Origin of the sequence: Pseudomonas sp. SIMBA_068 (assembly GCF_046534705.1) — a bacterium.
GTDB classification, from domain to species: Bacteria; Pseudomonadota; Gammaproteobacteria; order Pseudomonadales; family Pseudomonadaceae; genus Aquipseudomonas; species Aquipseudomonas putida.
Map to the genome: position 1 here is coordinate 474,130 of NZ_JAWRYI010000003.1, position 26,575 is coordinate 500,704.

The 26,575-nt window shown below is 63.7% G+C and carries 25 protein-coding genes; 18 read left to right on the plus strand and 7 right to left on the minus strand.

The window, feature by feature from the left end:
* Positions 1-85 precede the first annotated feature (85 nt).
* The 3 genes from SB756_RS11270 to SB756_RS11280 all read left to right on the plus strand — a co-directional run bounded on the left by SB756_RS11270 (position 86) and on the right by SB756_RS11280 (position 3,681).
* Entirely contained in the window at positions 86-628 is a 543-nt protein-coding gene (locus SB756_RS11270) for a YaeQ family protein (protein WP_016485154.1), read from the plus strand.
* Positions 629-636: 8 nt separating this feature from the next.
* Positions 637-2,346, plus strand: coding sequence for a single-stranded-DNA-specific exonuclease RecJ (gene recJ / locus SB756_RS11275; RefSeq protein ID WP_341797726.1), 1,710 nt, complete (start codon positions 637-639; stop codon positions 2,344-2,346).
* 228 nt (positions 2,347-2,574) lie between these two features.
* A complete protein-coding gene (locus SB756_RS11280; protein WP_341797727.1) occupies positions 2,575-3,681 on the plus strand; it encodes an NADH:flavin oxidoreductase/NADH oxidase in 1,107 nt (368 codons plus the stop codon).
* Between the two features lie 160 nt (positions 3,682-3,841).
* Here the strand turns inward: SB756_RS11280 and SB756_RS11285 are convergent, their stop codons facing one another.
* From SB756_RS11285 to ydcS, 7 genes are all read right to left on the minus strand, one after another.
* Complete coding sequence (locus SB756_RS11285; RefSeq protein ID WP_043203391.1) at positions 3,842-4,174, minus strand: type II toxin-antitoxin system HicB family antitoxin; 333 nt, start codon at positions 4,172-4,174, stop codon at positions 3,842-3,844.
* On the minus strand, positions 4,171-4,425 hold the full coding sequence (locus tag SB756_RS11290) for a type II toxin-antitoxin system HicA family toxin (protein ID WP_174369763.1): 255 nt from the start codon (positions 4,423-4,425) through the stop codon (positions 4,171-4,173). Before SB756_RS11290 ends, SB756_RS11285 begins: the two co-directional genes overlap by 4 nt.
* Before the next feature lie 128 nt (positions 4,426-4,553).
* Positions 4,554-5,978 carry a gamma-aminobutyraldehyde dehydrogenase gene (locus SB756_RS11295; RefSeq protein WP_341797729.1) on the minus strand — a complete coding sequence of 475 codons (1,425 nt, stop codon included), beginning with the start codon at positions 5,976-5,978 and terminating at the stop codon, positions 4,554-4,556.
* A 17-nt stretch (positions 5,979-5,995) separates the two neighbouring features.
* On the minus strand, positions 5,996-6,802 hold the full coding sequence (locus tag SB756_RS11300) for an ABC transporter permease (protein ID WP_410910837.1): 807 nt from the start codon (positions 6,800-6,802) through the stop codon (positions 5,996-5,998).
* Positions 6,792-7,703 (minus strand): ABC transporter permease, encoded by a 912-nt coding sequence (locus SB756_RS11305; protein ID WP_410910838.1) that lies wholly within the window; start codon positions 7,701-7,703, stop codon positions 6,792-6,794. The genes SB756_RS11300 and SB756_RS11305 overlap by 11 nt, the downstream gene beginning before the upstream one ends.
* Before the next feature lies 1 nt (position 7,704).
* Entirely contained in the window at positions 7,705-8,736 is a 1,032-nt protein-coding gene (locus SB756_RS11310; protein ID WP_410910839.1) for an ABC transporter ATP-binding protein, read from the minus strand.
* Positions 8,737-8,810: 74 nt separating this feature from the next.
* Positions 8,811-9,962, minus strand: a complete 1,152-nt coding sequence (ydcS, locus tag SB756_RS11315) for a putative ABC transporter substrate-binding protein YdcS (protein WP_410910840.1) — start codon at positions 9,960-9,962, stop codon at positions 8,811-8,813.
* Positions 9,963-10,178: 216 nt separating this feature from the next.
* Between ydcS and SB756_RS11320 the strand changes: the two genes are divergently transcribed.
* From SB756_RS11320 to SB756_RS11390, 15 genes are all read left to right on the plus strand, one after another.
* Complete coding sequence (locus SB756_RS11320) at positions 10,179-10,862, plus strand: tellurite resistance TerB family protein (protein WP_341797733.1); 684 nt, start codon at positions 10,179-10,181, stop codon at positions 10,860-10,862.
* Between the two features lie 272 nt (positions 10,863-11,134).
* The gene (locus SB756_RS11325) at positions 11,135-12,757 is read left to right on the plus strand and encodes a methyl-accepting chemotaxis protein (protein ID WP_341797734.1); all 1,623 of its coding nucleotides are present in this window, start codon (positions 11,135-11,137) and stop codon (positions 12,755-12,757) included.
* A 5-nt stretch (positions 12,758-12,762) separates the two neighbouring features.
* Entirely contained in the window at positions 12,763-13,269 is a 507-nt protein-coding gene (locus tag SB756_RS11330; protein WP_341797735.1) for a chemotaxis protein CheW, read from the plus strand.
* Positions 13,266-14,537 carry a CheR family methyltransferase gene (locus tag SB756_RS11335; RefSeq protein WP_341797736.1) on the plus strand — a complete coding sequence of 424 codons (1,272 nt, stop codon included), beginning with the start codon at positions 13,266-13,268 and terminating at the stop codon, positions 14,535-14,537. The genes SB756_RS11330 and SB756_RS11335 overlap by 4 nt, the downstream gene beginning before the upstream one ends.
* The gene (locus SB756_RS11340; RefSeq protein WP_016501207.1) at positions 14,534-15,199 is read left to right on the plus strand and encodes a chemotaxis protein CheW; all 666 of its coding nucleotides are present in this window, start codon (positions 14,534-14,536) and stop codon (positions 15,197-15,199) included. Before SB756_RS11335 ends, SB756_RS11340 begins: the two co-directional genes overlap by 4 nt.
* A complete protein-coding gene (locus tag SB756_RS11345) occupies positions 15,196-17,493 on the plus strand; it encodes a hybrid sensor histidine kinase/response regulator (protein WP_410910841.1) in 2,298 nt (765 codons plus the stop codon). Before SB756_RS11340 ends, SB756_RS11345 begins: the two co-directional genes overlap by 4 nt.
* Positions 17,490-18,503 (plus strand): Wsp signal transduction system protein-glutamate methylesterase WspF, encoded by a 1,014-nt coding sequence (gene wspF, locus SB756_RS11350; protein WP_410910842.1) that lies wholly within the window; start codon positions 17,490-17,492, stop codon positions 18,501-18,503. The genes SB756_RS11345 and wspF overlap by 4 nt, the downstream gene beginning before the upstream one ends.
* A 51-nt stretch (positions 18,504-18,554) precedes the next feature.
* A complete protein-coding gene (wspR, locus tag SB756_RS11355; RefSeq protein ID WP_043203418.1) occupies positions 18,555-19,559 on the plus strand; it encodes a Wsp signal transduction system regulator diguanylate cyclase WspR in 1,005 nt (334 codons plus the stop codon).
* A 130-nt stretch (positions 19,560-19,689) separates the two neighbouring features.
* Positions 19,690-20,785, plus strand: a protein-coding gene (gene prfB, locus SB756_RS11360) for a peptide chain release factor 2 (RefSeq protein ID WP_114942480.1) whose coding sequence is annotated in 2 segments (ribosomal slippage) — positions 19,690-19,761 and positions 19,763-20,785 — 1,095 coding nt in all. Because the reading frame shifts where the segments join, the coding sequence is not laid out codon by codon here.
* 71 nt (positions 20,786-20,856) lie between these two features.
* Positions 20,857-22,359: a lysine--tRNA ligase gene (lysS, locus tag SB756_RS11365; protein ID WP_341797738.1), complete on the plus strand. Its 1,503-nt coding sequence runs from the start codon at positions 20,857-20,859 to the stop codon at positions 22,357-22,359.
* 210 nt (positions 22,360-22,569) lie between these two features.
* On the plus strand, positions 22,570-23,274 hold the full coding sequence (locus tag SB756_RS11370) for a TetR/AcrR family transcriptional regulator (protein ID WP_041167855.1): 705 nt from the start codon (positions 22,570-22,572) through the stop codon (positions 23,272-23,274).
* Positions 23,275-23,303: 29 nt separating this feature from the next.
* Positions 23,304-23,852 carry a hypothetical protein gene (locus SB756_RS11375; RefSeq protein ID WP_016485172.1) on the plus strand — a complete coding sequence of 183 codons (549 nt, stop codon included), beginning with the start codon at positions 23,304-23,306 and terminating at the stop codon, positions 23,850-23,852.
* A gap of 172 nt (positions 23,853-24,024) precedes the next feature.
* Complete coding sequence (locus SB756_RS11380) at positions 24,025-25,302, plus strand: flavohemoglobin expression-modulating QEGLA motif protein (RefSeq protein ID WP_341797739.1); 1,278 nt, start codon at positions 24,025-24,027, stop codon at positions 25,300-25,302.
* On the plus strand, positions 25,274-26,197 hold the full coding sequence (locus SB756_RS11385) for an alpha/beta hydrolase (protein ID WP_341797740.1): 924 nt from the start codon (positions 25,274-25,276) through the stop codon (positions 26,195-26,197). Before SB756_RS11380 ends, SB756_RS11385 begins: the two co-directional genes overlap by 29 nt.
* Complete coding sequence (locus SB756_RS11390) at positions 26,194-26,520, plus strand: hypothetical protein (RefSeq protein ID WP_410910843.1); 327 nt, start codon at positions 26,194-26,196, stop codon at positions 26,518-26,520. Before SB756_RS11385 ends, SB756_RS11390 begins: the two co-directional genes overlap by 4 nt.
* Positions 26,521-26,575 lie beyond the last annotated feature (55 nt).

Sequence of the window (26,575 nt, forward strand, 5' to 3'; positions counted from 1 at the left end):
GGTTTCGCCGGGTACTGCTGCGGCGCATGGAAGGTGCGGATGGGTTAGACTGTGCCACTTTTCTTTTGCACGAAGCCCGTCGACCATGGCCCAGCCGTCCACCACCTACAAGTTCGAATTGAATCTGACCGACCTTGATCGCAATGTCTACGAAAGCGTCAAGCAGACCATTGCTCGCCACCCTTCGGAAACCGAAGAGCGTATGGCGGTTCGTCTGTTGGCGTATGCGCTCTGGTACAACGAGAACTTGTCGTTTGGCCGCGGTCTGTCGGATGTCGATGAGCCGGCACTGTGGGAAAAGAGCCTGGACGATCGCGTGTTGCACTGGATCGAAGTGGGCCAGCCAGACGCCGACCGCCTGACCTGGTGCTCGCGCCGTACCGAACGCACCAGCCTGCTGGCCTATGGCAGCCTGCGTGTGTGGGAAGGCAAGGTGGTGGGCGCGGTCAAGAACCTGAAAAACCTGAACATCGCTGCCGTGCCTCAGGAAGTGCTGGAGACGCTGGCCACCGACATGCCGCGCAGCATCAAGTGGGACGTGATGATCAGCGAAGGCACGGTGTTCGTGACGGATGACCGTGGCCAGCACGAAGTGCAACTGCAGTGGCTGCTTGGTGAGCGTGGCTGAAGCGACCCATGCGCATCGAACCTCGCCCCCTGCCGCCGACCCTGCCATTTCTGGGTAACTTGCCACCCTTGCTGACCCGCCTGTACGCCGCGCGCGGCGTGCAGTCCGAGGCCGAACTGGACAAAAGCCTGGCGCGCCTGCTGCCGTACCAGCAGCTCAAGGGCATCGAGGCCGGTGTCGACCTGCTGGTCGAGGCGCTGGACCAGCGCCAGCGCATTCTTATCGTTGGCGACTTCGATGCCGATGGCGCCACCGCCAGCACCGTCGGGGTGCTGGGCCTGCGCCTGATGGGTGCAGCCCACGTCGATTACCTGGTGCCCAACCGCTTCGAATACGGCTACGGCCTGACCCCGGAAATCGTCGAGGTGGCACTGCAGCGTCAGCCGCAACTGCTGATCACCGTGGACAACGGCATTTCCAGCGTCGAGGGTGTGGCGGCAGCCAAGGCCGCCGGGCTCAAGGTACTGGTCACCGACCACCACCTGCCGGGCCAGCAATTGCCCGATGCCGACGCCATCATCAACCCTAACCAGCCGGGCTGTACGTTCCCGAGCAAGGCGCTGGCCGGGGTAGGGGTGATCTTCTATGTGCTGATGGCCCTGCGCGCGCGCCTGCGCAGCCTGGGGCGCTACGAGACGCACCCACAGCCGAACATCGGCGAACTGCTCGACCTGGTCGCGCTAGGCAGCGTCGCCGACGTGGTGCCGCTGGATGCCAACAACCGCATCCTGGTGCACCAGGGTCTCGAGCGCATCCGCGCCGGCCGCGCCCGGCCAGGGCTGAAGGCGATTCTCGAAGTGGCCCGCCGCGATCACCGGCGCATCACCTCGACTGACCTGGGTTTCATCCTCGGCCCACGGCTGAACGCCGCCGGTCGCCTGGACGACATGAGCCTGGGCATTGAATGCCTGCTGTGCGAAGACGCGGCACTGGCCCAGGACATGGCCCAGCAGCTGGACGACCTGAACCAGGACCGCAAGTCCATCGAGCAGGGCATGCAGCGCGAGGCCCTGGCCCAGCTCAAGGACCTGCCGGTCGAGTCGATGCCGTATGGACTGTGCCTGTTCGATGCCGACTGGCACCAGGGTGTGATCGGTATTCTGGCTTCGCGCCTTAAAGAGCGTTATCACCGGCCAACCATCGCCTTCGCTGATGCCGGCGAGGGCATGCTCAAAGGTTCGGCGCGCTCGGTACCAGGCTTCCACATCCGCGATGCACTGGATGCCGTGGCGGCGCGTCACCCGCAACTGATCAGCAAGTTCGGCGGCCACGCCATGGCTGCGGGCTTATCGTTGCCTGAGGGTAATTTCCCGGCCTTTGCCGAGGCGTTCGACGAAGAAGTGCGGCGCCAGCTGCGTGAGGAAGACCTGACAGGCCGGCTGTTGTCCGATGGCAGCCTGGCCGTGGAGGAATTCCACCTCGACCTGGCCAAGGCCCTGCGCCATGCCGGGCCTTGGGGCCAGCATTTCCCCGAGCCGCTGTTCCACGGCGTGTTCCAGCTGGTGGAGCAGCGCGTGGTGGGCGAGCGGCACCTGAAGGTGGTGCTCAAGAGCGAGTGTGGTTCGGTTCGACTGGATGGCATTGCCTTTGGCGTCGACCGCGAAGTGTGGCCGAACCCGACCGTGCGCTGGGTCGAACTGGCGTACAAGCTGGATGTGAACGAGTTTCGTGGCAACGAAAGTGTGCAGTTGATGATTGCCCACATGGAGCCGCGCTGACGGGTTCGCTGGGCTTGCCTTGATTCTTGTGGTGTGCGGAAATCCAGCGCCGCCCGCGCGGCGCTCGATCTCAAAGCCGACATCACTCTCAAGGCAGGCACCCAAATCCCATGGAACCTCCCCCCCACCCATTCTGGTCTAGTCTGAAGTTATGACCGGACCTGGGCCAGGGACGTGCAATTGAGTGTCCGGGCCGGATCACCATTGGAGTCCTTGGGAGGTGCCCTCATGAGCCTGCTGCTCGAGCCTTACACCCTGCGTCAGCTGACCTTGCCCAACCGCATCGCGGTATCGCCGATGTGCCAGTATTCCGCCGTCGATGGCCTGGCCAACGACTGGCACCTTGTCCATTTAGGCAGCCGTGCCGTTGGTGGCGCGGGCTTGGTGATCACGGAAGCCGTGGCGGTGACCGCCAATGGCCGTATCACCGCCGAAGACCTCGGCCTGTGGGACGACACCCAGATAGCGCCGCTGCAACGCATCACCCGCTTCATTACCGCCCAGGGTGCCGTACCTGGCATCCAGTTGGCCCATGCCGGGCGCAAGGCCAGCACTTACCGCCCATGGTTGGGCAAGCAAGGCAGCGTCAAGCTGGAAGAGGGCGGCTGGCAGCCAGTAGGCCCGTCGAAGATCGCGTTCGACCCGCAACACACACCGCCACATGAGCTGACCCCGGCCGAGATCCAGGATGTGATCGCGGCCTTCGTCGCCTCGACCGCGCGCGCCTTGAAGGCCGGTTTCAAGGTGGTGGAAATCCATGCAGCCCATGGCTACCTGTTGCATCAGTTCCTGTCACCTTTAAGCAACCAGCGCCGCGACGAGTACGGCAGTTGTTTCGAAAACCGCATCCGCCTGACCCTGCAGGTGGTCGAGGCCGTGCGCAAGGTGTGGCCTGCCGAGTTGCCACTGATGGTGCGGGTATCGGCAACCGATTGGGTGGAGGACGGCTGGAACCCGGATGAAACCGTCGAACTGGCTCGTCGCCTGCGAGGGTTGGGTGTGGACCTGATCGATGTATCCTCTGGGGGCACCTCGGTAAACGCCGAGATCCCCACCGGCCCCGGCTACCAGACCCGCTTCGCTGAACGCGTGCGCAAGGAATCGGAAATTGCCACCGGCACCGTGGGCATGATCACCGAACCGGCCCAGGCCGAGCACATCCTGCGCACCGGCCAGGCGGACCTCATTTTCCTCGCCCGCGAGCTGCTGCGTGACCCGTACTGGCCACTGCACGCCGACGACGACCTGGGCGGCAACAAGGCCACCTGGCCTGCGCAATACCAACGCGCGACCAGCCGCGCCAACCCGATTCACGAGTCCGACCTGCGCGATTGACCCAACCCTTGCGCGGTCCCTGTAGGAGCGGCCTTGTGTCGCGACAGGGCTGCGAAGCGGCCCCAGATTTTTCAGCTCCGCCGCTGACAATGCTGGGGCCGCTTCGCAGCCCTTTCGCGACGCAAGGCCGCTCCTACAATGACCGTGTTGGCAGCTCGAATCAGTTATAGGCAGCCTTGCTGAGGATATCGCTGACCCATTGGTTGATGCTCTTTTCCGCCAGCTCTGCCTTGGCCGCCACGCTGGCGTGAAGGGTAGGCTCAAGGCGTAGGCTAAGCTTTCCGGAGTACGTTTTCTGCGGCTCCCTCCCGAGGCGTTCGCAAGTCTCAAGATAATCGTCAACGGCCTCTTCAAATGCTTGACGCAATTCACTGATCGATTCGCCATGAAAACCGATCACGTCGCGAATACCTGCGACATGGCCGATCAGCAACTGGTCTTCGTCGCTGTATTCGATACGAGCGGCGTAGCCGCGGTAAGTCATTACATTCATGGTAATAGTCCTGCCTGCTCAATGAACTGACGGGCGTCTCGCAGTTGATAAGGCTTGGCGTGCCTGTCCGGATGAGGGCGGTGGAAGGTTGCCACCGCTCCATTGAGTTCAAAGCGAACCCGTGACCCCCTTCCTTCTATGACCCTTGCACCCAGCGATACCAGCAGTGACTCCACTCGCGCCCAATCCAGTGTCTTGGGAACCGGCCTTTTCAGTAATGCTTCAAGTGTGGCTTGCTGATGATTATTAATGGTATCAGATTATGATACCAATCATGAAGGCTCAATGGGCGCGCAGTAGGAGGACGTAGATCGCGGTTGAAGGAAAATTCTGAGATGTTGACCGAGGGGCATTGGAGGCCCTCGGCCAACGCGAGCGCTTAGTGCTTGATCATCACATGCCGCACGCAGGTGTAGTCCTCCAGCCCATACATCGACATATCCTTCCCATACCCCGAATGCTTCTGCCCGCCATGGGGCATTTCGCTGACCAGCATGAAGTGGGTATTCACCCAGGTGCAGCCATACTGCAAGCGCGCCGCCAGGCGGTGGGCGCGGCCGGTGTCGCGGGTCCAGACCGATGAGGCCAGGCCGTAGTTGGAGTCGTTGGCCCATTCCAGCGCCTGCGCTTCGTCCTTGAAGCGGGTGACCGATACCACCGGGCCGAACACTTCGTTGCGCACGATCTCGTCGTCCTGCTGGGCATCGGCCAACACCGTCGGTTCGAAGAAGAAACCATCGCCATCAATCGCCTTGCCGCCGGTCACCAGGCGAATGTGCGGTTGGGCGATGGCCCGCTGCACAAGGCCTGCGACCTTGTCGCGGTGCTGGGCACTGATCAACGGCCCCAGCTCGGTGTCCTCGGCCTCCTGCAGGCCCGGTTTGAGGCTGGCTACGGCTTCACCCAGGCGCTCGACAAAGCGCTCGTAGATGCCGTCCTGCACGTACAGGCGGCAGGCTGCGGTGCAGTCCTGGCCGGCGTTGTAGAAGCCGAAAGTGCGGATGCCGTCGATGGCAGCGTCGATGTCGGCGTCGTCGAACACCAGCACCGGGGCCTTGCCACCCAGCTCCATGTGCATGCGTTTCACGCTGTCGGCGGTGGCGCTGATGATGTGCGCACCAGTGGGGATGGAGCCGGTCAGCGACACCATGCGCACCTTGGGATGGTTGACCAGCGGGTTGCCGACGGTCTGGCCGCGGCCAAAGAGAATGTTGAGGACGCCCGGTGGCAGCAGATCCTGGGCCAGTTCACCCAGGCGCAAGGCGGTCAGCGGCGTCAGTTCGGAGGGTTTGATCACCACTGTATTGCCGGCTGCCAGGGCCGGCGCGATCTTCCACGCCAACATCATCAGCGGATAGTTCCACGGTGCGATGGAAGCAACTACGCCCAATGGGTCGCGGCGGATCATCGAGGTGTGGCCGGGCAGGTACTCGCCCGCCGCCAAGCCCCCCAGGCAACGCGCTGCACCGGCGAAGTAGCGGAACACGTCGGCAATCGCCGGGATTTCATCGTTCAGCGCGGCGCTCAGGGGCTTGCCGCAGTTCTGCGATTCCAGCCGGGCCAGTTCATCGCCATGGGCTTCGATGGCATCCGCCAGCGCCAGCAAGGTTTGCGAGCGGTCCTTGGGGCTGGTTTGCGACCAGCTGTCGAAGGCCTGGTCGGCGGCGCGCACGGCGCTGTCCACCTGGGCTTCGGTGGCTTCGTTGATCTGTGCCAGGGCGGTTCCCAGCGCCGGGTTGAGCACGGTCCAGGCCGGGCCTTGGCCAGCGACCAGTTGGCCGTTGATCAGCATCTGCGTTTGCATCGGGGACTCCTCCAGGGTCATTTGCCACTGCCCGTGACGCTCTCGCCGCCACGGGTCAGGTAGTAGGCGCCAAGGATTGGCAGCATGGTCACCAACATCACCAGCATGGCGACCACGTTGGTCACCGGCACGTCGCGCGGGCGGCTGAGCTGGTTCAACAGCCAGATCGGCAGGGTGCGTTCGTGGCCGGCGGTGAAGGTGGTGACGATGATTTCATCGAACGACAGGGCAAAAGCCAGCATGCCACCGGCCAGCAGTGCCGAGCCAAGGTTGGGCAGGATGATGTAGCGGAAGGTCTGCCAGCCATCGGCGCCCAAATCCATCGACGCTTCAATCAGGCTCTGCGAGGTGCGCCGCAGGCGGGCGATCACGTTGTTGTAGACGATCACCACGCAGAACGTGGCGTGACCGATCACGATGGTGAACACCCCGGGCTCTATCCCCAGGGACTTGAAGGCCGAGAGCAGGGCGATGCCGGTGATGATGCCGGGCAGGGCGATAGGCAGGATCAGCATCAGCGAAATGCTCTCTTTGCCGAAGAAGCTGCGCCGATACAACGCGACCGACGCCAGTGTGCCCAGCACCAGGGCAATCAGCGTGGCCAGGCAGGCCACCTGCAGCGACAGCTTGATCGCCTCCAGTACATCGGGCCGGGCGAAAGCCACGCCGATCCATTTCAGGGTAAAGCCCTTGGGCGGGAAGCTGAACGCCGCGTCTTCGGTGTTGAAGGCGTACAGGAAGATGATCAGGATCGGGAAGTGCAGGAATAGCAGCCCGCCCCAGGCCGCCAGTCGCAGCCCTGTTGAAGCTTTTTCAGAGTGCATCGAAGGCCCCCAGGCGCTTGACGATGGACAGGTACACGGCAATCAGCACGATGGGCACCAGGGTGAACGCGGCGGCCATCGGCATGTTGCCGATCGCCCCTTGCTGGGCATAGACCATGCTGCCAATGAAGTAACCGGGTGGGCCGACCAGCTGCGGCACGATGAAGTCACCCAGGGTGAGCGAGAAGGTGAAGATCGAGCCGGCGGCGATGCCTGGGATCGAAAGCGGCAGGATCACCTGCACGAAGGTTTGCCCGGGCCGTGCGCCAAGGTCTGCCGAGGCTTGCAGCAGCGAAGGCGGCAGGCGCTCCAGCGAGGCCTGGATCGGCAGGATCATGAATGGCAGCCAGATGTACACGAACACCATGAAGCGCCCCAGGTGGGAAGTCGACAGCGTGCTGCCGCCCACGCCCGGCACGGCCAGCAACGCCTGCAGCAGGCCATCCAGGTGCAACTGCTGGACGAACCACTGGGCGACGCCGCCCTTTGCCAGCAGCAGGGTCCAGGCATAGGTTTTGACGATGTAGCTGGCCCACATCGGCATCATCACCGCGATGTAGAAAAACGCCTTGGTCTTGCCGCTGGTGAAGCGCGCCATGTAGTAGGCGATGGGGAAGGCCAGTACCGCGCTGGCCAATGACACGGCCACCGCCATGCCCAGGGTGCGCAGGATGATGTCGAAGTTCGACGGGTTGAACAGCGCGGCGAAGTTGCCCAGGGTCAGGTCCGGGGTCACCGCCATGGTGAAGTCGTCGAAAGTGTAGAAACCTTGCCACAGCAGGTTCAGCAACGAGCCCAGGTAGATTGCGCCGAACCACGTCAGCGGGGGGGCCAGCAGCAGTGCGAGGTAAAGGCTCGGGCGCCGGTACAGCAGGTTGGACAGGCTGCGCAGTGTGCTCATGTCAGCGGGCCTCGGGTTCCTGCAGCACCGTCATGGCCTCGCGGGGCCAATGTGCCAGCACCCGTTGCCCGGGCTGCCACACTTGGGGCTGCGCTTGCCAGCGGTCGTTGGCCTGGCTCACCGCCAACAGCTGGCCGCTTTCCAGTTGCAGCTCGAAGCGTGTGGCGCTGCCCTGGTACTGAACATCGCGCAACAAGCCGCTGACCTGCACTTCATGGCTGGTCACCACCGGCTCGCCCAGGCGGATGTGCTCGGGGCGGATGGAGAAGGGCGCCGGGCTGCCGTTGAGCTGCATGGCCAGCTCGCCACGCACCACGTTGGAGGTGCCGACGAATTCGGCGACGAAGGTGGTAGCGGGCTTCATGTACAGGTTGCGCGGGGTGTCGACCTGTTCGATACGGCCGCGGTTGAACACCGCGACCCGGTCGGACATCGACAGGGCCTCGGTCTGGTCGTGGGTGACGAAGATGAAGGTGATGCCCAGTTGGCGCTGCAGTTTTTTCAGCTCGCCCTGCATCTGTTCGCGCAACTTCAGGTCCAGCGCGCCCAGGGGTTCATCCAGCAATAATACCCGTGGCCGGTTGACCAAGGCACGGGCCAGGGCCACGCGCTGGCGCTGGCCGCCGGACAGCTGCGCCGGCTTGCGCGCGCCATAGCCGGCCAGGGCCACCATGGCCAGGGCTTCTTCGGCGCGGCCGTGGCGCTCGGCCTTGGCCACACCTTTCACTTTCAGGCCATAGGCGATGTTGTCCAGCACGTTCATGTGCGGGAACAGCGCGTAGTCCTGGAACACGGTGTTGACGTCGCGCTGGTAGGGCGGCACGCCAGCGGCTTCGATGCCGTGGATACGGATCGAACCGCCGGTGGGTTGTTCGAAGCCGGCGATCAGGCGCAGGCAGGTGGTCTTGCCCGAGCCGGAAGGGCCGAGCATGGAGAAGAATTCGCCATCGATGATGTCGATGCTGACCTGATCGACAGCCTTGACCTCGCCGAAGGTGCGGGAAACCTGGGTGAACTGGACGGCTAGGGGCATAGGCAGTACTCAGTTGTCTATGTATTGCCTGCCCTGGCCCTGTCGCCGGCACGCCAGGGCAGGCCAAGTAACTTTTAGCGCCCACCCATGATCGCAATGTAGTCCTGGGTCCAGCGGCTATACGGCACGAACTTGCCCCCCTGGGCCTGCGGGGTTTTCCAGAAGGCGATCTTGTCGAAGTTGTCGAACCCGTTGGTCTTGCAGCCCTCGGCGCCCAGCAGTTCGCTGCCGGTGCACGCTGCCGGCACCGCCGGCAACGAGCCGAACCAGGCCGCTACGTCACCCTGCACCTTAGGTTGCAGCGACCAGTCCATCCACTTGTAGGCGCAGTTGGGGTGCTTGGCCTCGCTGTGCAGCATGGTGGTGTCGGCCCAGCCGGTTGCGCCTTCCTTGGGAATGGTCGAGGCCACCGGCTGGTTCTCGGCCTTCAGGCCATTGACCATGTAGCCCCAGGAACTGGCGGCGACCACGCCTTCGTTCTTCACGTCGCTCATCTGCACCGTGGCGTCATGCCAGTAACGGTGGATCAGCGGTTGCTGCTGGCGCAGCAGTTCCAGCACGGCCTTGTATTGCTCCTCGTTCAGCTCGTAGGGGTCCTTGATGCCCAGTTCGGGCTTGGTCGACTTCAGGTACAGCGCCGCGTCGGCTATGTAGATCGGCCCGTCGTAGGCCTGCACGCGGCCTTTGTTCGGCTTGCCGTCGGGCAGGTTCTGCGGCTCGAACACCACACCCCAGCTGGTAGGGGCCTGCTTGAAGGTGTTGGTGTTGTACAGCAGCACGTTCGGCCCCCACTGATACGGGGTGCCGTACACCTGCTTGTCGACCACGTACCAGCCACCGTTCTGCAGGCGCGGGTCGATGTTCTTCCAGTTGGGGATCAGGGTGGTGTTGATCGGCTGCACGCGCTTGCCCACGATCAGCCGCAGCGAGGCATCGCCCGAGGCGGTGACCAGGTCATAACCGCCCTTGGTCATCAGGCTGACCATCTCGTCCGAGGTGGCGGCGGTCTTCACACTCACCTTGCAGCCGGTTTCCTTCTCGAAGCCGGTCACCCAGTCGTAGGCCTTGTCGCTTTCACCGCGCTCGATGTAGCCGGGCCAGGCAACGATATCCAGGCGCCCCTCGCCGGGCCCCAGGGCTTTGGGCGGTTCGGCAGCCTGCAGGCTGGCGCTGGCCAGCACGGCACCGGTCATGGCGCCGAGCAATGCGGTCTTGTGCACTGACATGGTGTTCCCTCTTTTTGGAGATCTTGTTCGGGGCAGTCATCAAGCAAGCCGTGAAGCAATTGTTATAAGCGTAGTGCGATCGCGCGAGGTATTGGCGATATCGAGTCTAGTTGGCTTTTTGCCAGCCAATGCAACATCCGGAAGCAAATCCGCGATGGCGTGCGTTCTGCCAAGCCTTACTCTGGCGGTTGAATCTTCTTGCGTGGAGACACATGAATGAACACTCGGGGCTTGCTTGATCAACTCCTCAAATCCGGCCAGCAGATGCTCGAAAAACAGGGGGGCGCCAACAAGTCCGGCGGCGCTGGCGGTGGGCTTGGCGGGCTGTTGTCCGGTGCCGGTGGCGGCCTGTTGGGTGGGGGCGCCCTGGGCCTGCTGCTCGGTAGCAAGAAAGCCCGCAAGTACGGCGGCAAGGCCCTGACCTACGGCGGCCTGGCTGCGCTGGGTGTGCTGGCCTACAAAGCCTACGGCAACTGGCAGGCCAATCAGCAGGGGGCCGCAGCCGAACCGCAAACCGTCGACCGCCTGCCGCCTGCCCAGGTCGAGCAGCATAGCCAGGCGGTGTTGAGGGCGCTGGTAGCGGCGGCCAAGTCCGATGGCCATATCGACGAGCGCGAACGGGCGTTGATCGAGGGCGAATTTACCCGCCTGGACAGCGACCGTGAACTGCAGCACTGGCTGCATGCCGAGCTGAACAAACCGCTGGACCCGGCCGAGGTGGCCCGCGCCGCGCAAACACCAGAAATGGCCGCCGAGATGTACCTGGCCAGCGTGATGATGGTCGATCAGGAAAACTTCATGGAGCGCTCCTACCTGGACGAACTGGCCCGCCAGCTGCGTTTGGACCCGGCGCTGCGTCAGGAACTGGAAAGCCAGGTACGGCTTGCTGCTGGCCAGTAATCACTCATTCAGGCGTGCGCGCTCCCTGTAGGAGCAGCCTTGTGCTGCGAAGAGGCCATGAAGGCCCATGCAGAAGCATTGATCATCCAGGCCCTTTCGCAGCGCAAGGCTGCTCCTACAGGGGCCATGGTGCGCTCATGATCTACGAAACAAATGGCATGTCCATCAGCAGGGATGCCTGTTTACCCCTCACTTCATCCGAAAATGTGTAAGGCCTCTGGGCTATACTTCAGCGATTTTTCCCGCTCGTTGAGAATTCCTGAGGGCTGAATGTGAAAAACTGGACCTTGCGCCAACGGATCCTGGCAAGTTTCGCCGTGATCATCGCCATCATGCTGCTGATGATCGTGGCCGCCTACTCGCGGTTGGTGGCCATCGAAACCGCCGAGGAGGCAGTGGGGACCGACAGCATTCCCGGGGTCTACTACAGCTCGATGATCCGCAGCGCCTGGGTCGACAGCTACGTCACCAGCCAGCAACTGGTGGGCCTGTCCAACCACCGGGAAATCACTTCGGCCGACATGGAGCTGTTCAAAAGCTTCGAGGACCGGCTCAAGCAACACATGGCCAGCTACCAGACCACCATCCAGGACAAGGACGACCAGACCCGCTTCGACAGCTTCGTGCAGTTGGAACAGAACTACATGAAGATCGTCGGTCAGGTACTGGACACATACCGTCAGCACAACTACGCCGAAGCCGAACGGCTGATCATCGAGGTGCTGACGCCGGCCTGGGTAGATGGCCGCAAGCACCTGAATGAAGTGATCGAGCACAATCGGGCCTCTGCCGACACCGCCACCAACGAGATCGTCAGCGCCGTCAGCACGGCCAAGGGCAGCATGGTGGTATCGCTGCTGCTGGCAATCGTCGCCGCCGGCATCTGCGGCCTGTTGCTGATGCGCGCCATCACCGCGCCCATGCAGCGCATTGTCCATGCCCTCGACAAGCTGCGTTCGGGTGACCTGAGCATGCGCCTGAGCCTGGACCGCAAGGACGAGTTCGGCGCCATCGAAAGCGGCTTCAACGAAATGGCCGAAGCACTGGCCAACCTGGTAGCCCAGGCCCAGCGCTCGTCGGTGCAGGTGACCACGTCGGTTACCGAAATTGCCGCCACGTCCAAGCAACAGCAGGCCACCGCCACCGAAACGGCCGCCACCACCACCGAAATTGGCGCCACCTCGCGGGAAATCGCCGCCACTTCGCGTGATCTGGTGCGTACCATGACCGAAGTCACCTCCGCCGCTGATCAGGCTTCCAGCCTCGCCGGCTCCGGCCAGCAGGGGCTGGCGCGCATGGAGGAGACCATGCACCAGGTGATGGGCGCCGCCGACCTGGTCAACGCCAAGCTCGGTATCCTCAACGAAAAGGCCAGCAACATCACCCAGATGGTGGTGACCATCGTCAAGGTGGCCGACCAGACCAACCTGCTGTCGCTCAACGCCGCCATCGAAGCGGAAAAGGCCGGTGAGTACGGCCGTGGCTTTGCCGTGGTGGCCACCGAAGTGCGCCGCCTGGCCGACCAGACCGCCGTGGCCACCTACGACATCGAGCAGATGGTGCGTGAAATCCAGTCGGCGGTGTCTGCCGGGGTCATGGGCATGGACAAGTTTTCCGAAGAAGTGCGCCGCGGCATGTTCGAGGTGCAGCAGGTGGGCGAGCAGCTCAGCCAGATCATTCACCAGGTGCAGGCCCTGGCGCCGCGTGTGCTGATGGTCAATGAAGGCATGCAGGCCCAGGCCACCGGTGCCGAGCAGATCAACCAGGCGCTGGCGCAGCTCAGCGATGCCAGTACCCAGACCGTCGAGTCGCTGCGACAGGCCAGCTTTGCCATCGATGAACTGAGCCAGGTGGCCGCCGGCCTGCGTGGCGGCGTGTCGCGTTTCAAAGTCTGAACGCGATGAACGACTTGCCACCGCACGCCGCATCCGCGCACAACGCCAAGGGCGCGTTGTACCTGCAGTTTCGCCTCAGGGAACAGCGCTTTGCCCTTAGCGTGCACGAGGTGATCGAGGTGCTGCCGCGCCAGCCGCTCAAGCCGATTGCCCAGGCACCTGCCTGGGTCGCGGGCATCCTCGCCCATCGTGGCCATCTGGTTCCTGTGATCGACCTTGGCGCGCTGAGTTTTGGCCAGCCGGCGGCGCAGCGCACCAGTACGCGCCTGGTGCTGGTGCATTATCGTGGCAGCCTGCAACTCGGCCTGATCCTGGAGCAGGCCACCGAGACCCTGCGTTGCCACCCGGAGGAATTCCAGCCTTATGGCGTGGACAGCGGCGAAGCGCCGTATCTGGGCCCGGTACGCCAGGATGAGCAGGGCCTGCTGCAGCGCATCGAAGTCAACGATCTGCTGCCTGATGCCGTGCACCACCTGCTGTACACGGATGAGCCGACAGGGATGCCGACATGAACGAACAGCGTTTCTTCCGCTTCTTGCGCGAGCGCATCGGCCTGGATGTTGAGTCGGTAGGTGCGCCCATGGTCGAGCGCGCGCTGCGTCAGCGTTGCGTGGCCGTGGGCGCCGTCGACCTGGACCATTACTGGCTGCGCCTGCAGCAGTCGGCGGATGAGCAACAGGCGTTGATCGAGTCGGTGATCGTTCCGGAAACCTGGTTTTTCCGCTACCCGGAGTCTTTTACCGCCCTGGCCGGCCTGGCACACAAGCGCCTGGCCGAACTGGCCGGGGCCCGCCCACTGCGCCTGCTCAGCCTGCCATGCTCGACCGGCGAGGAACCCTATTCGCTGGCCATGGCCTTGCTCGACGCGGGCATTGCGCCGGGTGCGTTTCTGATCGATGGCATGGACATCAGCCCCAGTTCGGTGACCAAGGCCGGGCAGGCCGTGTATGGGCGCAATGCGTTTCGCGGCAGCAACCTGGGCTTTCGCGAGCGCTACTTCGATGCCCTCGATGAAGGCCACCGCCTGCACGGTCGGGTGCAGCAGCAAGTCAGCCTGCAGGTGGGCAATGTGCTCGATCCCGCGCTGGCCAGCCGCGACGGCCTGTACGACTTCGTGTTCTGTCGCAACCTGTTGATCTATTTTGACGTGCCTACCCAGCAGCGTGTATTCGAGGTGCTCAAGCGCCTGCTGCATCCGCAGGGTGTGCTGTTCATCGGCCCGGCCGAAGGCAGCTTGCTGGCGCGGCTGGGCATGCGCCCGCTAGGGATCGCCCAGTCGTTTGCCTATGTACGCCAGGAAGGTGGCAATGTCCCGTTGGCAGTGGCACCTGAACCCGCACGGCGCACCGTACCGCCGCTGGCCACGGCGGGTTATCCGCCACCCGGCGCGCCGCTGCCGCGCCCGCTGCGTGTATTGCCGATGGCGCCCAAGCCAGCGCCGGCCCGCGAGCGTGCGCGTGAGGACGCGAGCGAGCTGCTGGCCAGTATCGCCCGGCTTGCCAACGCCGGCGCCAGCGAGCGGGCGCGTGCCGAATGCCAGCGCTACCTGGGCCAGTTCGCGCCGTCGGCGCAGGTGTACTACTGGCTAGGGCTGCTCAGTGATACCGAAGGCGATGCGCAGCAGGCGCTGACCCATTATCGCAAAGCCCTGTACCTGGAGCCGCAGCACCCCGAGGCGCTAGTACACCTGGCGGCCTTGTTGGCGTCCCAGGGTGACCTGGCCGGTGCCCGGCGCCTGCAGGACCGCGCTGCACGGGTTGGCAGGGAGCCTGAACGATGAAGGGTGAAATGGCGATGCAACTGCTGGCCGAAGATGACGCGCACATCGACGACTGCTGGAACCGCATTGGCGTCCACGGCGACAAGCAGTGCCCGCTGCTGGAGCGGCATGTCCACTGCCGAAACTGCGATGTGTATGCGGCTTCGGCCACCCGGCTGCTTGACCGCTACGCGCTGATGCAGGACCACCAGGCTGCGCCGGCGCAGCCAGTAGAGGAAAACACCGGCCGCTCCATGCTGCTGTTCCGCCTGGGCGAAGAGTGGCTGGCGCTGGCCACCGCCAGCCTGGCCGAGATCGCCCCGATGCAGGCCGTGCATTCGCTGCCGCATCAGCGCTCGCGGCTGCTGCAGGGGGTTGCCAATGTGCGCGGTGCGTTGGTGCCGTGCCTGTCACTGGCTGACTTGCTGGGTGTGCAGGCCGACACCGCCGAGCAACGCAGCGGTCGGGCCATGCCACGCATGCTGATTCTGGCGGCCGAGGGAGGGCCGGTAGTGATGGCCGTTGAGGAAATCGACGGTATTCACCGGCTAGACCCACTGCTGCTGGGCAGCGGCCAGGACGCCACGCGCTTTACCGCCGCAGTCCTGCAGTGGCGCGGCCGCAGCGTGCGGGTGCTGGACGATCAACACTTACTGTCTGCCGTGCAGCGGAGCCTGTCATGACCCCAGAGCAAATGCGCGACGCATCGTTGCTCGAATTGTTCAGCCTGGAGGCAGAGGCGCAGACCCAGGTCCTCAGCGCCGGCCTGATGGCGCTGGAGCGCAACCCTACCCAGGCTGACCAGCTTGAGGCTTGCATGCGCGCCGCCCACTCGCTGAAGGGCGCAGCGCGCATCGTTGGGGTGGATGCCGGCGTCAGCGTCGCCCACGTCATGGAAGACTGCCTGGTGGCGGCACAGGAGGGCCGCTTGCGCCTGAGTGCCGAGCACATCGACGCGCTGTTGCAAGGCACCGACCTGCTGATGCGTATCGCCACACCCGGCGACGTCGGGGCGCAGGCGACCCTGCCCGTGTTCCTGGCGCAAATGGCCAGCCTGCTCGACCCAAGGGCTGCGGCCATGCCTGCCGTGCCGCCGTCAGTGCCCGTGCTGCCAGACTTGCCGCTGGCAACCTTGCCAGCCGAGCCTATGGCGTTGCCACTTGATGCTTTGGAGTCCGACCCCGAACCTGCCCCGCGCCGCAAGGCCGGCAAACGCGGCGGCGAAGGTGCCGAGCGGGTGCTGCGGGTCACCGCCGACCGCCTCAACAGCCTGCTCGACCTGTCCAGCAAGTCGCTGGTGGAAACCCAGCGGCTCAAACCTTACCTGGCCACCTTGCAGCGGCTCAAGCGCATGCATGGCCAGGGTATGCAGGCGCTTGATGGCCTGCGCATGCAGTTGGAGGACAGTGGCCAGGACAGCGAGGTGCTCGAAGCCCTGGCACAAACCCAGCGTCTGCTGGCCGAAACCCAGCAGATCCTGCAGCAGCAGGCCGCCGATCTGGACGAATTCGGCTGGCAGGCCAGCCAGCGTGCACAGTTGTTGTACGACACCGCCCTGGCCTGCCGAATGCGGCCGTTCGCCGATGTGCTGACCGGCCAGAGCCGTATGGTCCGAGACCTTGGCCGCTCGCTGGGCAAACCGGTACAGCTGGCGGTAGAGGGGGAAAAGACCCAGGTCGACCGCGATGTGCTGGAAAAGCTTGAAGCACCGCTGACCCACCTGCTGCGCAACGCGGTTGACCACGGCATCGAGCTGCCGGAGCGTCGCCTGCTGGCGGGCAAGCCAGAGGAAGGCGTGATTCGCCTGCGCGCCTCGCACCAGGCCGGCATGCTCAGCCTGGAACTGATCGACGATGGTGCCGGCATCGACCTGGAGCGCTTGCGCAGCAGCATCGTCGAGCGCGCCCTGTCGCCTGCCGACACGGTGGCGCGGATGAGTGATGCAGAACTGCTGACGTTCTTGTTCCTGCCCGGCTTCAGCCTGCGCGACAAGGTCACCGAGGTGTCTGGGCGCGGCGTGGGGCTGGATGCGGTGCAACACATGATCCGCGAGCTACGCGGCTCCATCGAGCTGACCCAGGTGGCGGGGCAGGGCTGTCGCTTCCATCTGCAGGTGCCATTGACCCTGTCGGTGGTGCGCAGCCTGGTGATCGAGGTGGGTGGCGAGGCCTATGCCTTCCCGCTTGCCCACATCGAACGCACGCTGGAAGTGACCACCGAGCAGATCGTGCAGATCGAAGGGCGCCAGCATTTCTGGCACGAAGGCCGGCTTATCGGCCTGGTGGCGGCCAGCCAGTTGTTGAACCGGCCTGCCGGCCAGGCGCAAGACGGCAGCCTGCGGGTGGTGGTGATCCGTGAGCGCGAGCAGCTGTACGGCGTGGCCGTGGAGCGGCTGATAGGTGAGCGGGTACTGGTTGTGATGCCGCTCGACTCACGGCTAGGCAAGGTGCAGGACATTTCTTCCGGCGCCTTGCTCGATGACGGCTCGGTGGTGTTGATCGTCGATGTCGAAGACCTGCTGCGTTCGGTGGAGAAACTGCTCAGTACCGGCAGCCTGGAACGCGTCGAACGCGGAAGCAGCGGCGCTCGTGGTGTGGTGCGCAAGCGCATCCTGGTGGTCGACGATTCGCTGACCGTGCGCGAGCTGCAACGCAAGCTGCTGGGCAACCGTGGCTACGATGTGGCGGTTGCGGTAGATGGCATGGACGGCTGGAACGCCCTGCGCAGTGAGGACTTCGATCTGCTGATCACTGACATCGACATGCCACGCATGGACGGCATCGAACTGGTCACCCTGGTGCGTCGCGATCAGCGCCTGCAATCGCTGCCGGTGATGGTGGTGTCCTACAAAGACCGTGAGGAAGACCGACGGCGTGGCCTGGATGCTGGCGCCGACTACTATTTGGCGAAAGCCAGTTTCCACGACGATGCGTTGCTGGAGGCTGTAGTCGAGCTGATCGGAGGTGCTCAAGGATGAAGATCGCCATCGTCAATGACATGCCCATGGCTGTCGAGGCCCTGCGCCGGGCGGTTGCCTTCGAGCCCGCACACCAGGTGGTGTGGGTGGCCAGCAATGGCGCCGAGGCGGTGCAGCGTTGCGCCGAGCAACTGCCGGACCTGATCCTGATGGACCTGATCATGCCGGTGATGGACGGCGTGGAGGCCACCCGGCGGATCATGGCCGAAACCCCGTGCGCCATCGTCATCGTCACGGTGGACCGCCAACAGAACGTGCACCGCGTGTTCGAGGCCATGGGCCATGGCGCCCTCGACGTGGTCGACACCCCGGCACTGGGCGCTGGGGATGCCCGCGAAGCGGCGGCGCCACTGCTGCGTAAAATCCTCAATATCGGCTGGCTGGTCGGCCAGCAGCGCACGCCAGCGGCAAGGCCGGTGGCCACACCGCTGCGTGAGGCCTCGCAGCGTCGCGGGCTGGTGGCGATCGGTTCGTCGGCGGGTGGCCCGGCAGCCCTCGAAGTGCTGCTCAAGGGCTTGCCTGCAGCGTTTCCGGCGGCCATCGTACTGGTTCAGCATGTGGACCAGGTGTTTGCTGCCGGCATGGCAGAGTGGCTCAGCAGCGCAGCCGGCCTGCCGGTGCGCCTGGCCCGTGACGGCGAGCCGCCGCAGCCGGGCCAGGTATTGCTGGCCGGCACCAACCACCACATTCGCCTGCTACAAAATGGCCAACTGGCCTACACTGCCGAGCCTGTCAATGAAATCTACCGGCCCTCGATCGATGTGTTCTTTGAGAGCGTGGCACGTTACTGGAATGGCGATGCGGTGGGCGTGCTGCTCACCGGCATGGGGCGCGACGGCGCCCAGGGCCTGAAGCTGATGCGTCAGCAGGGCTTTCTGACCATTGCCCAGGACCAGGCCAGCAGCGCAGTGTACGGCATGCCCAAGGCCGCCGCGGCAATCGATGCCGCAGTGGAAATTCGCCCGCTGGAACGCATCGCCGGGCGCTTGATGGACTTTTTCGCAAAATGACGAAATGTATTGAATCACGCCGCCAGAACGGCAGTGATCGGGTGAACAGGTATGAATGACTTACCGATCGAAGGTTTTGCCACCACCAACGAAAACTCGGCGATGGTGCTGCTGGTCGACGACCAGGCCATGATCGGCGAGGCGGTGCGGCGTGGTCTGGCCAATGAAGACAACATCGACTTCCACTTCTGTGCCGACCCGCACCAGGCGGTGGTCCAGGCCATGCGCATCAAGCCCACGGTTATCCTCCAGGACCTGATCATGCCTGGCCTGGACGGCTTGACCCTGGTACGCGAATACCGCAACAACCCGGCCACCCAGGACATCCCGATCATCGTACTGTCGACCAAGGAAGACCCGCTGGTCAAAAGCGCGGCGTTTGCCGCCGGGGCCAACGATTACCTGGTCAAGCTGCCGGACACCATCGAACTGGTAGCGCGCATTCGCTACCATTCGCGCTCCTACCTTACCCTGCTGCAACGCGACGAGGCTTACCGCGCCCTGCGCGTCAGCCAGCAGCAGTTGCTCGACTCCAACCTGATGCTGCAGCGGCTGATGAACTCCGATGGCCTGACCGGGCTGTCCAACCGCCGTCACTTCGACGAATACCTGGAGCTGGAGTGGCGCCGCGCCATGCGTGAACAGCAGCAGTTGTCGTTGCTGATGATCGATGTGGACTATTTCAAGGCCTACAACGACAGCTTCGGTCACCTGGCCGGCGACGAGGCCTTGCGCCAGGTGGCCGAGGCGATCCGTGGCTCATGCTCGCGGCCGACCGACCTGCCGGCCCGCTATGGTGGCGAGGAGTTTGCCCTGGTGCTGCCCAACACCTCGCCAGGCGGGGCACGCCTGGTGGCTGAAAAGCTGCGTCAGACCGTTCTCGGCCTTGGCATCCCGCACAGCGCCCCGGTGGCCGACTCACACCTGACCGTGAGCATCGGCCTGGCCACCCAGACCCCGGCCGTCGGCAGCCACTGCCGGCAGCTGATTTCGGCGGCGGACAAAGGCTTGTACCAGGCCAAGAACAGCGGGCGTAACCAGGTGGGTATCGCCTGACACAGTGCCGCTCCTGCAGTGCCCGCTGACAGGCTATACGAATGTGACCGCCCGGCGGGTCTGCCGCCGTGCTGCGGACTCGGTTATACTCGCGGGCTTTTCACCGAATTCGTACGAGAGCCGCGCGCCCATGGAAATCCAACCGATTCTGAACACCATCAAGGACCTCACCGAGCGTTCCCAGTCCATTCGGGGGTATCTTTGACTACGATCACAAGCATGACCGCCTGATCGAAGTCAATCGCGAGCTGGAAGACCCAAACGTCTGGAACAAGCCCGAATACGCCCAGGAACTGGGCCGCGAGCTCGCTGCCCTGAAGCAGATCGTCGAAACCCTGGATGAACTGTCCGGTGGCCTGAACGACTGCCGCGACTTGCTGGACATGGCCGTCGAAGAAAAAGACGAAGCCGCTGTCGAGGACGTGACCGCCGAGCTGCAGCGCCTGGAAGAAGCCCTGGCGAAGCTTGAGTTCCGCCGCATGTTCAGCGGCGAGATGGACATGAACAACGCCTACCTGGACATCCAGGCCGGTTCCGGCGGCACCGAAGCCCAGGACTGGGCCAACATTCTGTTGCGCATGTACCTGCGCTGGGCCGACAAGCGCGGTTTCGACGCCACCATCATCGAGCTTTCCGAAGGTGAAGTCGCCGGCATCAAAGGCGCTACCGTGCACATCAAGGGCGAGTACGCCTTTGGCTGGCTGCGCACCGAGATCGGCGTGCACCGCCTGGTGCGCAAGAGCCCGTTCGACTCCGGCGCCCGTCGTCACACCTCGTTCTCGGCGGTGTTCGTGTCGCCCGAGATCGACGACAAGGTCGAGATCGACATCAACCCGTCCGACCTGCGTATCGACACCTACCGCTCCTCGGGCGCCGGTGGTCAGCACGTGAACACCACCGACTCCGCGGTACGTATCACCCACGTGCCGACCAACACCGTGGTGGCTTGCCAGAACGAACGCTCCCAGCACGCCAACAAGGACACCGCCATGAAAATGCTGCGGGCCAAGTTGTACGAGCTGGAAATGCAGAAGCGCAACGCCGCTTCGCAAGCGCTGGAAGACAGCAAGTCGGACATCGGCTGGGGTCACCAGATCCGCTCGTACGTGCTCGACGCGTCGCGTATCAAGGACCTGCGTACCAACGTTGAACGCAGCGACTGCAACAAGGTGCTCGACGGTGATATCGACGAATACCTGGAAGCCAGCCTGAAACAGGGCCTGTAAGCTTCACTCCTGCTGAAAGACCCTCGCCTGCGGGCGAGGGCAATGAATTCCCTGATGGAAGATGTGACGACATGAGCGACCTCAAGACCGACTCGCAAGACCTGCAACAGGAAGAAAATGCCCTGATCGCCCTGCGCAAGGAAAAACTTGCCGCCGAGCGCGCCAAAGGCAACGCCTTCCCCAACGACTTCCGTCGCGACAGCTACTGCAACGACCTGCAGAAACAGTACGCGGACAAGACCAAGGAAGAGCTGGAAGCAGCCGCGATTCCGGTCAAGGTTGCCGGCCGTATCATGCTCAACCGTGGCTCGTTCATGGTTATCCAGGACATGACCGGTCGCATCCAGGTCTACGTCAACCGCAAGACCCTGTCGGAAGAAACCCTGGCCGCAGTCAAGACCTGGGACCTGGGCGACATCATCAGCGCCGAAGGCACCCTGGCACGTTCCGGCAAGGGTGACCTGTACGTCGAAATGACCAACGTGCGCCTGCTGACCAAGTCGCTGCGCCCGCTGCCCGACAAGCACCACGGCCTGACCGACACCGAACAGCGCTACCGCCAGCGTTACGTCGACCTGATGGTCAACGAAGAAACCCGCCACACCTTCCGTGTGCGTTCGCAGGTTATCTCGCACATTCGCAAGTTCCTCATCGAGCGTGACTTCCTCGAAGTCGAGACGCCGATGCTGCAGACCATCCCGGGCGGCGCCGCTGCCAAGCCGTTCGAAACCCACCACAATGCCCTGGACATGGCCATGTTCCTGCGTATCGCGCCGGAGCTGTACCTCAAGCGCCTGGTGGTGGGTGGCTTTGAGAAAGTGTTCGAGATCAACCGCAACTTCCGTAACGAAGGTGTTTCGACGCGTCATAACCCCGAATTCACCATGCTCGAGTTTTACCAGGCCTACGCCGACTACAACGACAACATGGACCTCACCGAGGAACTGTTCCGCGAGCTGGCGCAGTTGGTACTGGGCAGCACCGACGTGCCTTACGGCGACAAGGTGTTCCACTTCGGCGAGCCGTTCGTGCGCCTGTCGGTGTTCGACTCGATCCTCAAGTACAACCCGGAACTGACCGCTGCCGACCTGCAGGACGTTGACCGCGCCCGGGACATCGCCAAGAAGGCCGGTGCCAAGGTGCTGGGCCACGAAGGCCTGGGCAAGCTGCAGGTGATGATTTTCGAAGAGCTGGTCGAGCACAAGCTGGAGCAGCCTCACTTCATCACCGAGTACCCGTTCGAAGTGTCGCCGCTGGCTCGTCGCAACGACGACAACCCGGCCGTTACCGACCGCTTCGAGCTGTTCATCGGTGGCCGCGAAATCGCCAACGCCTACTCCGAGCTCAACGATGCCGAAGACCAGGCCGAGCGCTTCCTGGCCCAGGTGGCCGAGAAGGACGCTGGTGACGACGAGGCCATGCACTACGACGCCGACTTCGTGCGTGCGCTGGAGTACGGCATGCCGCCGACCGCCGGTGAAGGCATCGGCATCGACCGCCTGGTCATGTTGCTGACCAACTCGCCGTCGATCCGCGACGTGATCCTGTTCCCGCACATGCGTCCACAGGCCTGAGTGAATTGAACAAGCCGCCTTTCGAGGCGGCTTTTTCTTGCCTGAAGCTTTATGTTGTCTGTACTGGCTCCATCGCCGGCCAGCCAGCTCCCACAGGTACTGCATAGGTCCTGACTATTGTGCGGGCCTGTGGGAGCTGGCTTGCCGGCGATGAGGCCAGTGCAGGCCGCAGATGACTTGAACCGTGAGGTATGCCCTGTGACACCCGCCATGCCTGATCAAGGCGCCGCCGGCATCGCTACCGCCGTCGCCGAAAACGTGCAATACCAAGGCCGCAAGACTGCCCGCCAAGGCAGCGAACAGCGCCGCCAGCTGATCCTCGACGCCGCCATGCGTATCGTCGTGCGCGATGGCGTGCGCGGTGTGCGCCACCGTGCGGTGGCCGCCGAGGCCGCTGTGCCGCTGTCGGCCACCACCTACTACTTCAAGGACATCGAGGACCTGCTCACCGATACCTTCGCCCAGTATGTCGAGCGTAGTGCCGCCTACATGGCCAAGTTGTGGGCCAACACGGAAGTGGTACTGCGCCAGTTGCTGGCCCAGGGTGACGGCAGCCCGGCGGCACGGGCGCGGCTGGCTGACGAAGTGGCGCGCATGACTGCCGACTATGTTCAGCGGCAACTGCTGAACCGCCGCGACTTCCTGATGGCCGAACAGGCCTTCCGCCAAGAGGCGCTGCTGTGCCCACGCCTGGCTGAGCTGGTGCGTGCCCACGAGCAGATCCTGCTGCACGGCACCCGTCAATTGCTGCAGGTGGTGGGGTCGCGGCAACCAGAACAGGACGCCCAGATGTTGACGGCGATTATCGAGCAGATGGAATATCAGGGCCTGCTCAAGGATGCGAACGCGCAAGCCGATGGGCAGATGCTCGCTATGCTTACCCGATACCTGCAGCTGGTGCTGGCATCGGCCTGAGCCGAGACCGATTTTTCAAGGAGAACCTGATGAAAGCCTGGCGTGTGGTGTTGTTGACTCTGTCATTCCTGCTGCTGGGCGGTTGTCTGGTGACCTTCCATGAGCCCTTGCCCAGCAACCAGGCGGCGCCCAAGGCGCTGCTCGGCAAGTGGAGCAGCAAGGACGCCTGGGGCGAGCCGTTGAAGCTGACCATCAGCCGCAGCGGTGGCGGTGCCTACAAGGCGGTGGCCACGGCCAAGGGCAAGGCCCCTGAGGAGTACGTGTTCACCGTGTCGCGCCACGGCAACCGCTGGTACCTGTCGGCCGGAGTGCCCAAACGCCTGGGAGGCAACTTCCTGATCGGCGGTTTCGACATCGTCGAGGGCAAGGAGCTGGTGGTCTACAACCTGGATGTCGAGCAGGTGCAGCAGGCGGTGGACAAGAAGGAACTGACCGGGCGCAGCACCGAGGTGCCTGAAGACAACGGCGACGGCGTGCTGATCGATAGCCCCTCGGCGCGGGTGCTGGCGTACCTGGACGACCCGGCCAACTCCGACCTGTTCGTCGAAGTGGCGCGGTTCCAGCGTACTGGCAAGTAGTTACCTGTGCCGGCCTTTTCATGGTTTGAAATTGCAATGCGATCCCGGTAGGAGCAGCCTTGTGCTGCGAAAGGGCAGGTAAGACAACAGATATTTGCTGCCGATAGAGGCCTCTTCGCAGCACAAGGCTGCTCCTACAGGGACCGAGGCCGAGACAGATAAGGAGTCCCCGTTGGACGAATACCAGCAAACCATCCGTGCCCTGTCCGACCGCATCGTTGCGGCGCAGACCCCGATCCGGGTCCTGGACGCGGTTAAATGGGACGAAAACATTCGTCAGGGCTTCCTCAAAGCCAAGGGCAAAGAGCCGCCGGCCGTCGACCGTGCCTATTACCAGTCGCGCCCGCTATCGTTCGACTCCGGCGCGGTGAAGGCCGAGTTCCAGGGCATCGAGCGTGACATCATCCGCCAGCTAGGTCAGTTCAACCCGGTCGGGCAGATCATGAAGCGCATGTGCCGCGAGTACCGCATGGTGGTGCGCATGCTCGAAGCGCGCGGGACCGAGGACTTCGGCCTGATCTCCCAGGAACTGTATGGCGCTGCCTCCGATGCCTTCCATGCCGGTGACCCGACCCTGGCCGACCTCGGTCTGATGCTGTCGGATTACCTCAACAATATCGATGGCCGTGGCGACCTGAAGGACGAACCGAAGAACCTCACCGCCAAAGAGGCGGTGGAGATCCTCCAGCGCCGGCTGAACAAGGTGTTCGGCGAGGCCGAGGGAACCATCCGCGTGTTCGAGTCCGACGGTATCGTCGCCGATGCCGCGGCCGGTGCCGACTACATCAAGGTGCGCGCCGATGCCATGTTCAACGCCCGCGACGTGCGCGCCCTGGAGGTGCACGAGGGGCTGGTGCATGTCGGTACCACGCTCAATGGCCTGAACCAGCCGATCTGCACCTTCCTGGCCAAGGGCCCGCCCTCGTCGACGGTGACCCAGGAAGGCCTGGCCATCCTCATGGAAGTGATTGCCTTCGCCTCCTACCCCAGCCGCCTGCGCAAGCTCACCAACCGCACTCGCGCCATCCACATGGTCGAGGAGGGCGCCGATTTCCTCCAGGTGTTCGATTTTTTCCGTGGGCAAGGCTTCGAGATGGCGCAGAGCTACAGCAACGCCAGCCGGGTGTTCCGCGGTTCGGTGCCCAATGGCCTGCCATTCACCAAGGACTTGTCCTACCTCAAGGGCTTCATCATGGTTTACAACTACATTCAGTTGGCCGTGAAGAAGGGCAAGCTCGAACAGATCCCGTTGCTGTTCTGTGGCAAGACCACCCTGGAAGACATGCGTACCTTGCGCCAGCTGGTGGAGGAGGGCCTGGTTGCGCCGCCCAAGTACTTGCCCGAGCAGTTCCGCGACCTTAACGCGCTGTCGGCCTGGATGTGCTTCTCCAACTTCCTCAACCACCTGAGCCTGGACCGTATTGAAGCCGACTACGCGAACATTCTCTGAGTGCTGCCGCCTGCTGGCCCTGGGCTTGGTCCTGCTGGGCCTTGGCGGCTGCAGCAGCCTGCTGTTCTACCCCGAGCGTGGTCAGGCCTTTACGCCTGAGCGGGCCAAGCTGGCGTACCGCGATGTAACGTTGACCACAACTGATGGCATCCGCCTGCACGGTTGGTGGTTGCCGGCCAAGGTCGGGGTCGAGGTCAAAGGTACGGTACTGCACTTGCACGGCAACGGCGGCAACCTGCCGGGGCACTTGGGTGGCAGCTACTGGCTGCCGGAGCAGGGCTATCAGGTGCTGATGATCGATTACCGCGGTTATGGCCTGTCGCAGGGGGCGCCAAGCCTGCCAGAGGTGTACGAAGATATCGCCGCCGCCATGGCCTGGCTGGACCAGGCGCCCGAGGTAAAGGGCAAGCCCCTGGTGCTGCTGGGGCAAAGCCTTGGAGGGGCCATGGCCATTCACTACCTGGCGGCCCACCCCGAGCAGCGCCAGCGCTTCAGTGCCCTGGTGTTCGATGGCGTGCCGGCCAGTTACCGTTCAGTCGGGCGCTTTGCCCTCAGCACGTCGTGGATGACCTGGCCGTTGCAGGTGCCGCTGTCGTGGCTGGTGCCGGACGGTGACAGTGCAATCCGTTCGATCGAGCAACTGAGCAGCCCGCCCAAGCTGTTTTTCCATAGCATTGACGACAACCTGGTGCCGATGGACAACGGCATCCGCCTGTACCAGCACGCGCCACCGCCGCGGGTGCTGCAACTGACCCGCGGTGGCCACGTGCAGACCTTCGCCGACCCCACATGGCGCCAGGTGATGCTGCGTTTCCTCGACGACCCTAGCCATTTCAACGGCCTGCGGCGGCTTGCCGAAGTGCCCAATTTCCCTGACGAGAAGAACAAGCAATGAGTGAAGAACGCAACGCCATCCCGCTGATCCTGACCGGCGTCGGCAGCATCATCGTGACGGTGGGGGCCTTGTGGTACTACGGTTACCTGCATTTCGCCAAACCCGAGGATGCCCTGTTGCTGCAGGACTTCACCATGCTCAAGACCATCCCGGGCGAGGACTACAAGGTTTCGCTGGACCCGGCGGCGCAAGTGGCCCAGTGCGTCGATGGCGTGCTGGTGTTGTTCGACACCGAGCAGAAAGGCCTGACCGGCGTGCTGGTGGACAACCGCAAGCGTGCGGTGCGCTGCATGGGCGAGGAAACCCCGCAGCAGGTGAAGTGAGCCATTATCCCTACTGCCTGTACCGGCCTCTTCGCGGGCGTGCCCGCGAAGAGGC

Bases quoted from the DNA above. Each gene is read 5' to 3' on its own strand.
- SB756_RS11270 (WP_016485154.1), top strand. From the start codon at position 86: ATGGCCCAGCCGTCCACCACCTACAAGTTCGAATTGAATCTGACCGAC.
- SB756_RS11305 (WP_410910838.1), bottom strand. From the start codon at position 7,703: ATGAGCACACTGCGCAGCCTGTCCAACCTGCTGTACCGGCGCCCGAGC.
- SB756_RS11295 (WP_341797729.1), bottom strand. From the start codon at position 5,978: ATGCAAACGCAGATGCTGATCAACGGCCAACTGGTCGCTGGCCAAGGC.
- SB756_RS11285 (WP_043203391.1), bottom strand. From the start codon at position 4,174: ATGAATGTAATGACTTACCGCGGCTACGCCGCTCGTATCGAATACAGC.
- SB756_RS11280 (WP_341797727.1), top strand. From the start codon at position 2,575: ATGAGCCTGCTGCTCGAGCCTTACACCCTGCGTCAGCTGACCTTGCCC.
- wspR (WP_043203418.1), top strand. From the start codon at position 18,555: ATGAATGACTTACCGATCGAAGGTTTTGCCACCACCAACGAAAACTCG.
- wspF (WP_410910842.1), top strand. From the start codon at position 17,490: ATGAAGATCGCCATCGTCAATGACATGCCCATGGCTGTCGAGGCCCTG.
- lysS (WP_341797738.1), top strand. From the start codon at position 20,857: ATGAGCGACCTCAAGACCGACTCGCAAGACCTGCAACAGGAAGAAAAT.
- ydcS (WP_410910840.1), bottom strand. From the start codon at position 9,962: ATGTCAGTGCACAAGACCGCATTGCTCGGCGCCATGACCGGTGCCGTG.
- SB756_RS11320 (WP_341797733.1), top strand. From the start codon at position 10,179: ATGAACACTCGGGGCTTGCTTGATCAACTCCTCAAATCCGGCCAGCAG.
- SB756_RS11300 (WP_410910837.1), bottom strand. From the start codon at position 6,802: ATGCACTCTGAAAAAGCTTCAACAGGGCTGCGACTGGCGGCCTGGGGC.
- SB756_RS11375 (WP_016485172.1), top strand. From the start codon at position 23,304: ATGAAAGCCTGGCGTGTGGTGTTGTTGACTCTGTCATTCCTGCTGCTG.
- SB756_RS11335 (WP_341797736.1), top strand. From the start codon at position 13,266: ATGAACGAACAGCGTTTCTTCCGCTTCTTGCGCGAGCGCATCGGCCTG.
- SB756_RS11340 (WP_016501207.1), top strand. From the start codon at position 14,534: ATGAAGGGTGAAATGGCGATGCAACTGCTGGCCGAAGATGACGCGCAC.
- recJ (WP_341797726.1), top strand. From the start codon at position 637: ATGCGCATCGAACCTCGCCCCCTGCCGCCGACCCTGCCATTTCTGGGT.
- SB756_RS11390 (WP_410910843.1), top strand. From the start codon at position 26,194: ATGAGTGAAGAACGCAACGCCATCCCGCTGATCCTGACCGGCGTCGGC.
- SB756_RS11330 (WP_341797735.1), top strand. From the start codon at position 12,763: ATGAACGACTTGCCACCGCACGCCGCATCCGCGCACAACGCCAAGGGC.
- SB756_RS11345 (WP_410910841.1), top strand. From the start codon at position 15,196: ATGACCCCAGAGCAAATGCGCGACGCATCGTTGCTCGAATTGTTCAGC.
- SB756_RS11370 (WP_041167855.1), top strand. From the start codon at position 22,570: ATGCCTGATCAAGGCGCCGCCGGCATCGCTACCGCCGTCGCCGAAAAC.
- SB756_RS11310 (WP_410910839.1), bottom strand. From the start codon at position 8,736: ATGCCCCTAGCCGTCCAGTTCACCCAGGTTTCCCGCACCTTCGGCGAG.